The sequence below is a fragment of the Aquabacterium sp. genome (assembly GCF_041915145.1).
Classification (GTDB): Bacteria; Pseudomonadota; Gammaproteobacteria; order Burkholderiales; family Burkholderiaceae_C; genus Aquabacterium.
The window spans coordinates 14192-27572 of sequence record NZ_JAYSBZ010000017.1 but is presented as its reverse complement, the minus strand read 5'-3'; the positions used below and the strand labels follow the sequence as shown (position 1 = coordinate 27572).

Annotated in this window: 12 protein-coding genes; 5 read left to right on the top strand and 7 right to left on the bottom strand. The window is 66.4% G+C overall.

Features of this window, described 5'->3' with window-relative positions:
- Nucleotides 1-148: 148 nt before the first annotated feature.
- The 6 genes from glnA to ACE3SS_RS05005 form a co-directional block, all read right to left on the bottom strand.
- Nucleotides 149-1564, bottom strand: a complete 1416-nt coding sequence (gene glnA, locus ACE3SS_RS05030; RefSeq protein WP_374591985.1) for a type I glutamate--ammonia ligase — start codon at nucleotides 1562-1564, stop codon at nucleotides 149-151.
- Nucleotides 1565-1822: 258 nt separating this feature from the next.
- Entirely contained in the window at nucleotides 1823-2620 is a 798-nt protein-coding gene (locus ACE3SS_RS05025) for a competence/damage-inducible protein A (RefSeq protein ID WP_374591984.1), read from the bottom strand.
- On the bottom strand, nucleotides 2617-3495 hold the full coding sequence (locus ACE3SS_RS05020; RefSeq protein ID WP_374591982.1) for an EI24 domain-containing protein: 879 nt from the start codon (nucleotides 3493-3495) through the stop codon (nucleotides 2617-2619). The genes ACE3SS_RS05025 and ACE3SS_RS05020 overlap by 4 nt, the downstream gene beginning before the upstream one ends.
- 59 nt (nucleotides 3496-3554) lie before the next feature.
- Nucleotides 3555-4535, bottom strand: coding sequence for a sterol desaturase family protein (locus tag ACE3SS_RS05015; RefSeq protein WP_374591981.1), 981 nt, complete (start codon nucleotides 4533-4535; stop codon nucleotides 3555-3557).
- A 19-nt stretch (nucleotides 4536-4554) separates the two neighbouring features.
- Nucleotides 4555-5361: a polysaccharide deacetylase family protein gene (locus ACE3SS_RS05010; RefSeq protein ID WP_374591979.1), complete on the bottom strand. Its 807-nt coding sequence runs from the start codon at nucleotides 5359-5361 to the stop codon at nucleotides 4555-4557.
- Complete coding sequence (locus ACE3SS_RS05005) at nucleotides 5345-6298, bottom strand: YncE family protein (RefSeq protein ID WP_374592025.1); 954 nt, start codon at nucleotides 6296-6298, stop codon at nucleotides 5345-5347. The genes ACE3SS_RS05010 and ACE3SS_RS05005 overlap by 17 nt, the downstream gene beginning before the upstream one ends.
- Nucleotides 6299-6702: 404 nt before the next feature.
- Here ACE3SS_RS05005 and ACE3SS_RS05000 point away from each other — a divergent pair, with 404 nt between their 5' ends.
- Both ACE3SS_RS05000 and ACE3SS_RS04995 read left to right on the top strand, forming a co-directional pair.
- Entirely contained in the window at nucleotides 6703-7929 is a 1227-nt protein-coding gene (locus ACE3SS_RS05000) for a GGDEF domain-containing protein (RefSeq protein WP_374591977.1), read from the top strand.
- Between the two features lie 27 nt (nucleotides 7930-7956).
- Entirely contained in the window at nucleotides 7957-9192 is a 1236-nt protein-coding gene (locus tag ACE3SS_RS04995; protein WP_374591975.1) for an NAD(P)/FAD-dependent oxidoreductase, read from the top strand.
- Nucleotides 9193-9210: 18 nt separating this feature from the next.
- On the opposite strand, the gene ACE3SS_RS04990 is transcribed toward ACE3SS_RS04995, so the two are convergent.
- Nucleotides 9211-9831 carry a TetR/AcrR family transcriptional regulator gene (locus ACE3SS_RS04990; protein WP_374591973.1) on the bottom strand — a complete coding sequence of 207 codons (621 nt, stop codon included), beginning with the start codon at nucleotides 9829-9831 and terminating at the stop codon, nucleotides 9211-9213.
- A 132-nt stretch (nucleotides 9832-9963) separates the two neighbouring features.
- Here ACE3SS_RS04990 and ACE3SS_RS04985 point away from each other — a divergent pair, with 132 nt between their 5' ends.
- Genes ACE3SS_RS04985 through ACE3SS_RS04975 form a run of 3 tightly spaced genes read left to right on the top strand, consistent with a single transcriptional unit; the run spans nucleotide 9964 to nucleotide 13360 of the window.
- Nucleotides 9964-11283: an NAD(P)/FAD-dependent oxidoreductase gene (locus ACE3SS_RS04985; protein ID WP_374591971.1), complete on the top strand. Its 1320-nt coding sequence runs from the start codon at nucleotides 9964-9966 to the stop codon at nucleotides 11281-11283.
- A 17-nt stretch (nucleotides 11284-11300) separates the two neighbouring features.
- Complete coding sequence (locus tag ACE3SS_RS04980) at nucleotides 11301-12092, top strand: DUF1365 domain-containing protein (RefSeq protein ID WP_374591969.1); 792 nt, start codon at nucleotides 11301-11303, stop codon at nucleotides 12090-12092.
- Entirely contained in the window at nucleotides 12089-13360 is a 1272-nt protein-coding gene (locus ACE3SS_RS04975; RefSeq protein ID WP_374591967.1) for a class I SAM-dependent methyltransferase, read from the top strand. The genes ACE3SS_RS04980 and ACE3SS_RS04975 overlap by 4 nt, the downstream gene beginning before the upstream one ends.
- Nucleotides 13361-13381: the final 21 nt, after the last annotated feature.

Here is a 13381-nt window from a genome sequence, read left to right as displayed (position 1 = left end):
ACGCAGCCACGCCATGACACGGCCGCTACGGTGTCGAACTTAACGCTTCACGATAGCGCCTTGCCGACAGCACCATCCCAAGAAAAAAGGGCGACCCGCAGGCCGCCCTTTTCGATATGAAACCGCCTGACGGCAGCTCACGCCTGCATCACAGGGCGTAGTACATGTCGTACTCGACCGGGTGCGTGGCCATGCGGAAGCGGGTCACTTCCTGCATCTTCAGCTCGATATAAGCGTCGATGTAGGCATCGGTGAACACGCCACCCTTGGTCAGGAACGAACGGCCCTTGTCGAGGTATTCGAGTGCCTGATCCAGGCTGTGGCAGACGGTCGGCACCAGTGCGTCCTCTTCGGGCGGCAGGTGGTACAGATCCTTCGTGGCGGCTTCGCCCGGGTGGATCTTGTTTTCCACGCCGTCCAGACCAGCCATCATCAGGGCTGCGAAAGCCAGATACGGGTTGGCCGAAGGATCGGGGAAGCGTGCTTCGATACGACGACCCTTGGGGTTGGCGACGTACGGAATGCGGATCGAGGCCGAGCGGTTCTTGGCCGAGTAGGCCAGCTTCACCGGAGCTTCGAAGCCGGGCACCAGACGCTTGTACGAGTTCGTGCCGGGGTTGGTGATGGCGTTCAGGGCACGAGCGTGCTTGATGATGCCGCCGATGTAGTACAGCGCGAAATCGCTCAGGCCAGCGTAGCCGTCGCCGGCGAACAGGTTCTTGCCGTCCTTCCAGATCGACTGGTGAACGTGCATGCCCGAACCGTTGTCGCCCACGATGGGCTTGGGCATGAAAGTGGCAGTCTTGCCGTAGGCGTGAGCCACGTTGGTGATGATGTACTTCTGCAGTTGCAGCCAGTCGGCACGCTGGGTCAGCGTGGCGAACTTGGTGCCGATCTCCATCTGGCCGGCGTTGGCCACTTCGTGGTGGTGCACCTCAACCGGAATGCCCATCGATTCGAGGATCAGGCACATCTCGGAGCGCATGTCCTGACCCGAATCGACCGGAGGCACGGGGAAGTAGCCGCCCTTGACGGTGGGACGGTAGCCGGAGTTGCCGTGCTCGTATTCCTTCGACGAGTTCCAGGCGCCTTCTTCGGATTCGATCTTGAAGAAGCTGCCCGACATCTCGTTGCCCCAGCGCACCGAGTCGAACACGAAGAATTCGGGTTCCGGACCGAAGTAGGCGGTGTCGCCCAGGCCCGAGGCCTTCAGGTAGGCTTCAGCGCGCTTGGCCAGCGAACGCGGGTCGCGCTCGTAGGGCTTGCCGTCGGTCGGATCGATCACGTCGCACGACAGGATCAGCGTGGGCTCTTCAAAGAAGGGGTCGATGTTGGCGGTGTTGGGGTCCGGCATCAGCAGCATGTCGGATGCTTCGATACCCTTCCAGCCAGCGATGGACGAACCGTCGAACGCGTGGCCCGATTGGAACTTGTCTTCGTCAAAGTGGGAAACGGGCACGGACACGTGCTGTTCTTTGCCACGGGTATCGGTGAAGCGGAAGTCCACGAATTTGACTTCGTTGTCCTTCACCAGCTTCATCACGTCGGCGACGGTTTTGGCCATCTGATGCTCCTAGCGAGATGCTTTTGGGGTGAATGCAAGGGGAATTTGCTGTTTCTGAATCTGGGGGCCAGAGAAACAGCGCGCAGTGTAATAGCAGAAAGCATGCCGCCCAGGGTCGGCGGCAGCAGCCATGACACAAAGGTGACTCAAGTCAACCGTCGGGCTCGACATCGACCCAAGACCGCGTCAGCAAGCAAACCACATTGGTGCGCGCATGAGTTTTGACGGGCCAAAACGCACCAATATGGTTCAATCTGATCACTGAACCCCAACTTCCGGCCCGGTCGGCACCCCATCTCGATGCAGCGCGGCGGTCAGCCACGCGAAAGCCTGATTGACCTGCTCGGGCTCGCCTTTCACGCCCAGTTCGATGTGGCGCCCCCATTGCGGGTGATCGACGCTGGGCAGGCTGAACACCTTGATGCCAGGGAAGCGCGCTTCGATGTCCACCATCAGCGGCGTCAGCGTGGCCTCCATGGTGCCGAGCACGATCAGCGCCCGCTCGGCCCACGGTCGTTGCCGATGCAGATGCGCGCAGTGCGTGTCGAGCGCCCACTCGACCATCGGCCAGGCCATCACCGGAAAGCCCGGCACGAAGTACACGCTGCCCACCGAGAAGCCGGGGATGCGGTTGTAGGGGTTGGGGACGATGCTCGCGCCTTCCGGAAAGCGCCCCATGTCGAGTCGCCGCACGGTGTCGGGGTGATCGGCGTCGAACGGCTCGCCTTTCTCGGCGGCCGTCTCGCGCACCCGCTGCAAGATCAGCTCGCGCGCTTGCGGGTGCAGCACCAGCGGGCGTTGCAGCGCCTGCGCGGCGCAAGCGCGCGTGTGGTCGTCTGGGGTGGCGCCGATGCCGCCGAACGAGAACACCAGATCGCCGCTGGCAAAGGCCTCGCGCAATTCGCGCGTGATGCGCTCGGGGTCGTCGCCCACGTAGCGCGCCCAGCTCAATTGCATGCCGCGCGCCGTCAACAGCTCGATGGTGCGCGCGAGATGCTTGTCGGCGCGTCGGCCGCTGAGGATTTCGTCTCCGATGATGAGGGCGCCGACGTTCACGATGGGTCTCCATGGCCGAGTTGAGTCATGCCGGGTAGCGACAGCTGGGTCGAATCGGGCGCCGAAGCGACCTCGGCCTCCGAGCCGGTGCGCAGGGTGTGCAAGGCTTTCAGCGCATAGTGCGCGAACCACAGCGCCGAAAACACGAAGATGCCGGTGTAGAGCCACACCGAGGCGATGATGACCAGGGGCGCCAGCATCAGCGACGTGGCCCCGAACGCCCACAGCAGCGAGGGCGTGGCGCCCAGATAACCGGTGACGATGCCGATGGCCCACAGCGGCCCGCGATGCGCGCGCAACAAGGCTGCGCGCTCGCCGCTCGACGCCACCTCGGCCAGCACGTCGCCCGTCATCACGCGGTAACTCAGCCACCCCCAGATCAGCGGCGGCACGATGGCCGCGAACGGTGGGATCAGCCACAGCGGCAAGCTCAGCAACAGCACCGCGCCCGCCAGCAGCGTCCAGCCGATCGAGCGCAGCACACCCCACACCCAGCTCTCATCCCCCTGGCTTTGCAGATCGGGGAAGCGCCGCACCCGCACCAGCCGCACCAGCGAAGGCACCATGACCTGCGCCACCGTCAGCAGGCAGACGACTACCACCACCGGCACCGCCGCCGCCACCAGCACCAGGGGCGCGACCATGCCGCGCAAGCTCGACAGGCCCAGCGCGTCCAGCCCGTCGAGCAGCGTTTGCGCCAGCGACCAGCGGTGCAGCAGATCATTGGTCAGGGTGACGCCATCGCCCCAGAAGAAATAGCCCAGCAAGCCGGTCGCGCCAACGCACAACACGAGCGGCAGCACCGACAACCAGATCACGCGCGGCAACAGGCAATAGGCCAGCGCGCGCCACAAGGCATCAAGAGAAGACTTCATCCGGTCAGCATAGCAAGGCCGGCCAGCGCGCAGGCCCGACCCGGCTGACGCAGCACGAGTCAGACGCCGCGCGCCCGCACCAAGCGCTTCAGCCCCAGCCATTGCTGGGCCCAGAAGCCGCGGCCGTAGTCGCGCCCGCCGGCTTCGGGCAGTTGATCGCGCACGCCCGTGGGGTCGAAACGCAACTCGAAATTGGCGGTGCGAAAGAGCATGTCCCACAGCGGGAACAGCACCGCGAAGTTGTGCCCGCCCAGCGTGCCTTCGCCCGCCGACTCGTGCCCCAGCCCGATGGCGTGGTGCACGCGGTGGTAGCGCGGGCTGACCAGCAGGCGCTCGCCGAGCCCGCCGAAGGTGAGCCGCACGTTGGCATGCGAGAGGCTTTCAAGCAGCTTGCCGATGGCCACCAGCGCCACGAACTGCCCCGGCGCCACGCCGATCAGGCGCGCCAGCAACACCAGCGCGATGTCGATGAGCACGGAGTCGAGCAAGTGGTTGCGGTCGTCGCTCCACATCGTCATCTGCCGCTGGCTGTGATGCAGCGAATGCAGCGCCCACCACCAGTTGAATTGGTGCTGGGCCCGGTGCAGCCAGTAGTTGGCGAAGTCGAACACCAGCAGGTACAGCACGAAGCTGGCCCAGGCGGTGTCGAGCACGCCGGGCCACCACGGCGCCATCAGCTGATCGAGCTGCAGCGGCTGCATGCCGTGCAGGTGCAGGTAGCCGAAGAGCGCGTCCCACAGCGGATCAAGCGCGAAGAACAGCGCCAGACGGAACACGCCGAGGCGGTGGATCAAGGTGTAGACGATGTCGACGCGGATGGCGGCGCGGTCGGTCACGGCCTCGACCGGTCGCCAGCGCTGCAGCGGCGCGAACACGCACAGCATCACCGCGATCTGGATCAGGCCGACGAGCAGCCAGCCGGTGGCGTCGTAGCCGTCCTCAAACAGACTGCCGAGCCCGAGCTTGAACAGGGCAGGCTGCACCAGGGTTTCAAACAAGGCTTGTTGCACCTGGCCAAACAGATCGGTCAGACCATTCATCGTGGGCGACTCGCGAGGTTCAATGGAGGCGGGCCGACGCGGCCTGCAGCCACGCGCGGTACTCGGGGTGCTCGCGCAAGGTGGCGAAGCAGTAGCCCTTTGCCTTCAGCCCGGCAATGAGCGGTTCGAGCACGGCCGGCGCCCAGGGGTCTTGCCGCGACCAGATACCGAGGTGCGCCAGCAGGATGTCGCCGGCGCGGATGTTCTGGAGCGCGCGGCCAAGCAATTGCCGATTCGGGTAGCGATCGCTGTCGAGCTCGTCGCCCAGGAAGCCGGCGGGCGTCCAGGGCACGTGATGCCAGCCGCAGGCTTGCGCGGCCTGCAGCAAGGCCGGCGATGTCTTGCCGGCCGGCGCGCGAAAGATCGGCGCCATCGCCTGCCCGGTCATGGCTTGAAAGCGCTGCGCGGGCCGGGCCAGTTCGTCGCAGTACGCCTGCGGCGTCACGTGCAGGATCTGGCCGCTCTGCGCGCCGGCGGTGGCCTTCATCTTGAAGCCGTTCGGCTCGTCGGCCAGCCAGACGAGGTGGTCCCAGGTGTGCGAGCCGAACACGTGGCCGCCTTGTGCCAAGGTCTTCCACCACGGCGCCCAGTGGTCGTCGAGCGTGGTGCCCTCGGTCACGGTGCGCTCGTTGGCCAGGAAGAAGGTGGCCTGCACCTGCTGGCGCTGCAGCACCTCGGCCACCAGCGGCGCCACGCCCATGTGGCCGGTGTCGAAGGTCAGGTAGACCGGTCGATCGCAGCCGGCGTGCACCGGGCTGCACAGCGCGGCCACCGCCAGGCAGGCGACCGTGCGCTTGATCGACGCAGGCTTATTGGCGCGGGGCATGGTCCAGCGTCCAGACCCCGTGCGGCGAGCGCCCGACCGGAACCATGTGCACGACCTTGTGGGCAGTGGTATCGATCACGCCCAACTTGCGCGCCCAGCGCGAGGCATAGATCAAGGTCTTGCCATCGGCGAGCAGATCCATGTCGTCCGGCCCGCCAGGTGCGACATATTGATCGACCACCGCGAAGGTCTGCATGTCGATGCGGCTGATGCTGTTGCCCGCGCGGTTGCTCACCAGCACGTGGCGCTTGTCGCCCCAGGCGCGGAAGGAGTGCGCGCCGTCGCCGGTCTTGATGCGCTTGACCAGCTTGGGCTGCGCGCCGCTCACGTCATACACCTCGACGAACGAGTCGCCCGTCAGCGCCACCAGCAGGTGCTTGTCGTCTGGCGTGAGGTAGACGTCGGCCGGCGTCTTGCCGACCGGCACCTTCCAGCGCAACGACTGCGTGAGCAGGTCGACCGCGATCAGCTCGTCGCTGCCTTGCAGCGACACGTAGGCCACGGTGCTCTTGGTGTCGATGAAGATGTGGCTGGGGGTCTTGCCGGCCGGGATGCGCTTGACCAGCGTGATGTCGAAACCCGCGGCCCCTGCCTCGGGCTTGCTGTTGACCTTGTAGATGGCCACGTGGTCGAGCCGGTTGCCGGCGGTGACGAACCATTTCATGTCGGGCGATAAACGCAGTTGATACGGGTCGATCACGCCCGCAATCGTGCGCTGGATCTCGCCGGTCTTGGGGTCGACCAGCGTCAGCGAATCGCTCAAGGCGTTGGCCACGATCAGCGAGCGCTCGTCGGGCGACATATACAGATGATGCGGCTCCTTGCCGGTGGGCAGGCGCCTGATCTCGGTGTAGGTGGTCGGGTTGATGACGCTGATCGTGGCGTCCAGCGAGTTGAGCACGAAGATCGGCGCCGGAGCAGCCGCCGGCGCTTGCATCGCAGCCAGCAGGCAAGATGAAACCCAGGCCAGCCGCACGCTGCGCCGCACCGGCGTCTGCGTCAGGGGAAAGATATTTTTTTTCGTCAATCGGAACACCTGAAAATGAGCCGCTCAGTGTAATTCTTGGACTCCGTCAAGATCTTGCGGCAAGGTGACTCGTGTGGGCGCCTACTAGCAGGCCGCGATACGCCAACTCGGACGCCCCCACCGTCGAACCGCCGCGCTGACCGTCTGACCACACCGCGATCCGAAATCGAGCAACAGGCTTCGGGTGTCACAGCATTCGCATTAATTTCGCAATACAAAACAGCATTCCAACGTCCTCCCACATATTAGGGATGCGGTGACCGACGACGCAGACCAGAATTTGCCGACACCCCCTCATCCTCGCCGGCAGTTGTATGCACGCATTCCCGTCGCTTGATCAGCCCACCCTGATGGTCGTCATCGTGACGGTGATGGCAGCCATTTCGGGCGTGATGACCTTCATCGGGCAGACGCAACGTGTATACCGGGGCTACTGGCTGTGGACCGCCTCGCAATGGCTGTACGCCGCCGGCGTCGCCTTGCAACTGCTGCGCGACGACTACCCGCCGGTGGCGCCGATCTCGACCGCGCTGATGCTCCAGTGGCCGATCCTGTGGCTGTGGGGCACGCGCCGTTTTTACGCCCGCAGCACCTTCCCGGCACCGATGGCGCTCGACGCGCTGATGCTCGCCGGCGCCTACATGCTGTGGTTGATGGCCTGGACAAGCCCCTACGGCGCGCCGGCCCGCATGGCCGCGTTTTCGATCGCGGCCTGCGCGCTGCACGGCTATGTGTTCTGGTCGATCTACCGCATCCGCGAATGGCGCGTCAGCGCGTCGCTGCAAGGCTTGTCGATCTTCATGCTGGTGACGGCGGCGGTACAGGTGCCGCGCGTCGTCGCGAGCATCGTGCATTGGGGCGACGCCACCGTGACGTCGCAAGACGTGATGCTGCCCTGGGTGAACCTGCTGATGCTGTGCGGCGCGGTCTTCATGGTCTACCTGTGCGTGCTGCTGACCTACGAGCGCACCGAGCGCGGCCTGCGCGACACCCAGCGCCAGTTGCGCGTGCTGGCCGACATCGACATGCTCACGCAAGTGCCCAATCGCCGACACTTCTACGACCTGGCCGAGCAGGTGCTCAAGAACTCGCCGCCCGCCAGCGCGTCGGTGATGCTCTTCGACATCGACTTCTTCAAGCTCGTCAACGACACCCACGGCCACGCGGCGGGCGATCTGGCCCTGCGCGACGTGGCCCATGCGGCGCGACTGATGCTGCGCAGCCGCGACGTGGTGGGCCGCATCGGCGGCGACGAGTTCGTTTCGCTGCTGCCCGAGACCTCGCTGCACGATGCCATGCAAGTGGCCGACCGCATCATGCGCCACGTCGATGCCGTGCGTCGCGAAAGCGGCGCCGTGCCCTTGAGCCTGAGCTTTGGCGTGGTGCAGACCCTGCCCGGCGAATCGCTCACCGATGCGTTGCACCGCGCCGATCTGGCCTTGTACGAGGCCAAGCGCCAGGGCCGCCACCGCGCCGTGGCCGCCGAGCACGAAGATGGTCACCCCGTCTTCACGCACAGCCAACCGCTCAGCCTGACGTGATGCGCCCGGCATGGACAATGCCGGCCCATGCAAACCTTTGATGTCATCGTGATCGGCGCCGGCGCGGCGGGCCTGTTTGCCGCCGGGCGCGCCGGGCAGGCGGGCTTGTCGGTGGTGCTGATCGACCACGCCGAGCAGCTTGCCGAGAAGATTCGCATCTCGGGCGGCGGCCGCTGCAACTTCACCAACCTCGAAGCCGGCCCGGCCAACTACCTGAGCGAGAACCCCCACTTCTGCCGCTCCGCGCTGGCCGGCTACACGCCGCAGGACTTTCTGGCCCTGCTCAAGCGCTACAACGTGCCCTGGCACGAAAAGCACAAGGGCCAGCTGTTTTGCGACCGCTCGGCCGAAGACATCATCGCCCTGCTCGCCGCCGAATGCGACGCCGGCCGCGTGCAACGCTGGCAGCCGTGCAGCGTGCAAGCCGTGCGCCCCTGTGCCGACGGCCCGCAGCGCTTCGAGCTGACCACCTCGCGCGGCCCGGTGCGGGGCCGGCATCTGGTCGTCGCCACCGGCGGCCTGTCGATCCCCAAGATCGGTGCGACCGACTTCGGATTGCGCGTCGCCAAGCAGTTCGGCCACACCATCGTCGAGCCGCGCCCGGCCCTCGTGCCGCTGACCTTCGACGCAACCGAATGGCAACCCTTCGCCGAGCTGGCGGGCTTGTCGCTCGAAGTGGATGTGAGCGTGCCGCCCCCGCCCGGCGCCAAGGGCAAGGCCGCCAGGCAGGGCCCCGCGTTCGTCGAAGACCTGCTCTTCACCCACCGCGGCCTGAGTGGCCCGGCCATCTTGCAGATCTCAAGCTTCTGGCGCCCCGGTCAGCCCCTGACCTTGAACCTTGCGCCGCATGCCGACCTGGCCAAGTCGCTCAAGGCGGCCAAGCAGACCTCGAAGAAGCAGCTGGCCACCGAGCTCACCCAGTTGCTGCCGACGCGCCTGGCACAGACCTTTCTGGCGGTGCACCAGCTGCCCGGCACCAAGCCGCTGCCCGAATGCCGCGATGCCGATCTCGACCACGCCGCGCAGAGCCTGCAACGCTGGACGCTGACGCCAAACGGCAGCGAAGGCTGGCGCAAGGCCGAAGTGATGGCGGGGGGCGTGGACACACGCGAGCTCAGCTCGCAGACGATGGAGAGCCAGCGCACGCCGGGCCTGTATTTCATCGGCGAAGTGGTGGACGTGACCGGTTGGTTGGGCGGCTACAACTTCCAGTGGGCCTGGGCCAGCGCGGCGGCCTGTGCCCGCGCGTTGGCCGCCGACTGATCACGGCCTGACCGCGCCTCAGCGCGGCGCCATGCCCTCGAAGGTGGTTGAGAGCACCCAGTCGAGGATCTGCTCGTCGGTGTACTGGCCCGACGACTTGAGCATCTCGACCACCGGGTCGCAAGCCCGGGCGAAGAGCGTGTAGAGCACCAGCTCGGCCGGCAGGCTCGGGTTGATCTGCCCGCTGGTCTGGGCCTCGGCGATCCAGATGCTGAGCTTGTTGCTCAAGTCGATCAGGCGGTCCATGTAGGCGTCGTTGGACTTCAACGATTCGCTCAGCGATGAATTCTGCGAGGGCAGCGAGGGCATCTCGCCTTCGAGCTGGGTCTGCATGGCCCAACGCGCCACGGCCTTGAGCTGATCGACCGGGCGCACCGCGGCGAGTTGCGCCTGCGAGCGCAGCCCGTCCACGAAGGCCAGGGCGCGGTCCAGCACGGCCACCATGGCAGCGCCGGCCAGCTCTTCTTTCGACGTGAAGTGCTTGTACAGGCTGGCCTTGGCCAGCCCGGCCTCGGCGGCCACTTCGTCCACCGTCATCGCGTCGTAGCCCTTGGTGGCCAGCAAGCGGTTCACCGCCACGACGATCGCGTCTTCGCGCATCCGCAGCATCTGTTCTCGAATCGATGGACGTACAGCCATGGCGGCATTCTAGACCGGCAAGATCACAACAAATACCCATCAGTGCAAAGTGGATACCAATGGGTTATATTTTGAACCGCTCAGTTCACATTTTGATCTGACCAGTTCAAACCCCTCAAAAAGGCCTCCACCATGAAGCGCGTCGCCGTCATCGGATCCGGCATCTCCGGCTTGTCTGCCGCCTGGCAACTGTCCGCCCCGGGCCAGCAGGCCCTGGTGGCCCTGTTTGAAGCCGGCGAGCACTTCGGCGGCCATGCCAACACGGTCGACCTGACGCTGGACGGCGTGACCCATGGCGTGGACACCGGCTTTCTGGTCTACAACGAGCGCACGTATCCGAATCTGGTGCGGCTGTTCAAAGAGTTGCAGGTGGACGTGGCTCCGGCGGACATGTCGTTCTCGGTGCAGGTGCCGCGAGTTGACGGGCAAGCGAGGCTCGAATGGAGCGGCAGCTCGCTGAACTCGGTGTTCGCCCAGCGGCGCAATCTGCTGCGCCCGCGCTTCATCGGCATGCTGGCCGACATCCTGCGCTTCAACCGCCTCACCACCGAGTTGGCCGAGCAAGGTGCCGACGCCGCCTTGCAGCAGACCATCAGCGAGTTTCTCGACGCGCACGGCTTCGGCGCCACGTTCCGGCAGGACTACCTGCTGCCCATGATGGGTTGCATCTGGTCGTGCCCGACCGATCAGATGCTGCGCTTCCCGATCGCCACGCTGATCCGCTTCTGCCACAACCACGGCCTCATCCAGGTGACCAACCGGCCGCAGTGGTACACGGTGCGCGGCGGCTCGCGCCAATACGTGAACCGCATGCTGCGGCGTCTGCATGACGCTCGGTTGCGCTGCCCGGTGCAAGCCATCCAGCGCGACGCTGACGGCGTGTGGGTGCTGAGCGCCCACGGCAACGAGCGCTTCGACGCCCTGGTGCTCGCCTGCCACTCCGACCAGGCGCTGGCGCTGCTGGGCGCCGATGCCACCGCCGACGAGCGCGCCGTGCTGGGCGCCATCCGCTACCAGCCGAATGTGGCCGTGCTGCACACCGACCCCAGCGTGCTGCCCTCGCGCCGCCGGGCCTGGGCGGCCTGGAACTACGAGCGCGCGGCCGATCAAGGCCAGGAGCAGGCCGGCGTGTGCCTGCATTACCTGATCAACCAGTTGCAGCCGATCCCGTGGCAGCAGCCGGTTGTCGTGTCGCTCAACCCGACCCGCCCGATCGCACCACACCACGTGCATCAACGCATCGAATACGCCCACCCGGTGTTCGACTTGGCGGCCATCCAGGCGCAGCGCCGCGTCGGTGAGTTGCAAGGGCAGCGCCGCACCTGGTTCTGCGGCGCGTGGAGCGGCTACGGCTTCCATGAAGATGGCCTCAAGTCGGGGCTGAGCGCCGCCGAGGCCGTGGCCCGCGCGCTCCCGCGCCTCGACCGCGCGCCGCTGCGCGTGGTGGCTTGACCAAGGCAGACACAGCCATGGCACGCTCCCCCTCCACCCCGCTGATCGGAATCGGCCACGTCTGGCACCGCCGCCTGCGCCCGGTAACGCATGCCCTGCGCTACCGCAGCTACTTTCTGATGCTGCCGCTGCGCAGCCTGCGCGAGCAGCCAGCGGCCGAAAGTTTTGCCTGGCGACGCAACCGCTTCGGCCTGCTGAGCTTCCACGACCGCGACCACGGCGTCGGCGGCCCCGACGCGCTGGCCTGGTTTGAAGAACTGCTGCACGCCGAGGGCATCCACGATGCAGACGGCGAAGTGTGGTTGCACACCCTGCCGCGCGTGCTGGGCTACGCCTTCAAGCCGGTGAGCTTCTGGTATGCCCACCGCGCCGACGGCTCGCTGGCGGCGGTGCTGGCCGAAGTCAACAACACCTTCGGCGAACGGCATTGCTACTTGCTGAGCGGCCCCACCCTGCGCTGGGGTGTGGAGCTGCAGGCGAACAAGGTCTTCCACGTCTCGCCGTTCTGCCAGGTCAGCGGCCATTACACGTTCCGCTTCGACCGCAGCCTCTCGCCCCGGCAGGCGGGCTGCGAGCACACGATCGCACGCGTGGACCTGCACGACGACGCCGGGCCGCTCTTGCAAACCAGCGTGAGCGGCACGCTGTATCCGCTCGACAGCGCCACCGCGCTGCGGGCTTTCTGGAGCGTCCCGCTGATGACCTTCGGCGTGGTCGCCCGCATCCACTGGCACGCCCTGCGCTTGCTGCTCAAGCGTGTTCCGTTCTTCAGCAAACCGGGCGCCCCCGAGCGCTCCGTCACCCGATGAACACCACCACCTTCGCCCCCTCTCTCGCCCTGCCCGCCACGGCCCCCGCTGCAGCCCGCCGCGTGCTGCGCCTGCTGGCCAAGATCCCGCACGGCTCGCTGGATCTGCAACTGCCCGATGGCTCGACCGCGCACTTCCCGGCCGGGCCTGGCGCAGCACCCAACAGCGCGCTCGCCACCGAACCCCGCGCCGCGCTGCGTCTGCACAACTGGCGCGTCTTCGAGCGGGCCTTGCGCTCGGGCGACATCGGCTTTGCCGAAAGCTATGTGGACGGCGATTGGTCCACCCCCGACCTCGCCGCGCTGCTGCGGCTGTTCATTGGCAACCGCACGCACATCGAGGCCGTGGTCTACGGCTCGTGGTGGGGCTCGCTGCTGCACCGGCTCAAGCATCTGCTCAACCGCAACTCGCGACGCGGCAGCGCCAAGAACATCCACGCCCACTACGACCTGGGCAACGAGTTCTACCGCCTCTGGCTCGACCCGACGATGAGCTACAGCGCCGCCTGGTTCGAAGGACGCGACCCGCGCGGCATCGACCTGCCGAGCGCCCAGCACGCCAAGGTGCGCCGTGCCCTGCTCGAAGCCGGCGTGCGGCCCGGCAGCCGCGTGCTGGAGATCGGCTGCGGCTGGGGCGGCCTGGCCGAGATCGCCGCCAAAGAATTCGGCGCGCAGGTGACCGGCGTGACGCTGTCGTCGGAGCAACTGGCCTGGGCCCAGAGCCGCATGCAGAACGCCGGCCTCGACCACCAGGTGGATCTGCGTTACCAGGACTACCGCGACCTGCCCGCCGAACACGCGGCCGAGCCCTTCGATGCGATCGTGTCCATCGAGATGTTCGAGGCCGTGGGCCGCGAATACTGGAACGACTATTTCGACACGCTGCGCCGCTGCCTCAAGCCGGGCGGCCGCGCCTGCATCCAGACCATCACGATCCGCGACGACCTGTTCGCCCGCTACGTGCGCTCGACGGACTTCATCCAGCAGTACATCTTCCCGGGCGGTTTGCTGCCCAGCCCCGGCGCGTTTGAGGAGCAGGCCCGACAAGCCGGCTTCGTCGTCGAAAACCGCCTGCGCTTCGGCCCCGACTACGCCGAGACCCTGCGGCGCTGGCGCCAGGCCTTCTTGCAGCACGAGGCCGCCACGCGGCAGCTGGGCTTCGACACGCGCTTCCAGCGCATCTGGGAGTTCTACCTCGCCTACTGCGAAGCCGCCTTCGACACGGGCAACACCGATGTCATGCAGTTCACCTTGAGGCGCGCAGCATGAACCGCGGCGTGTGCACTTTGA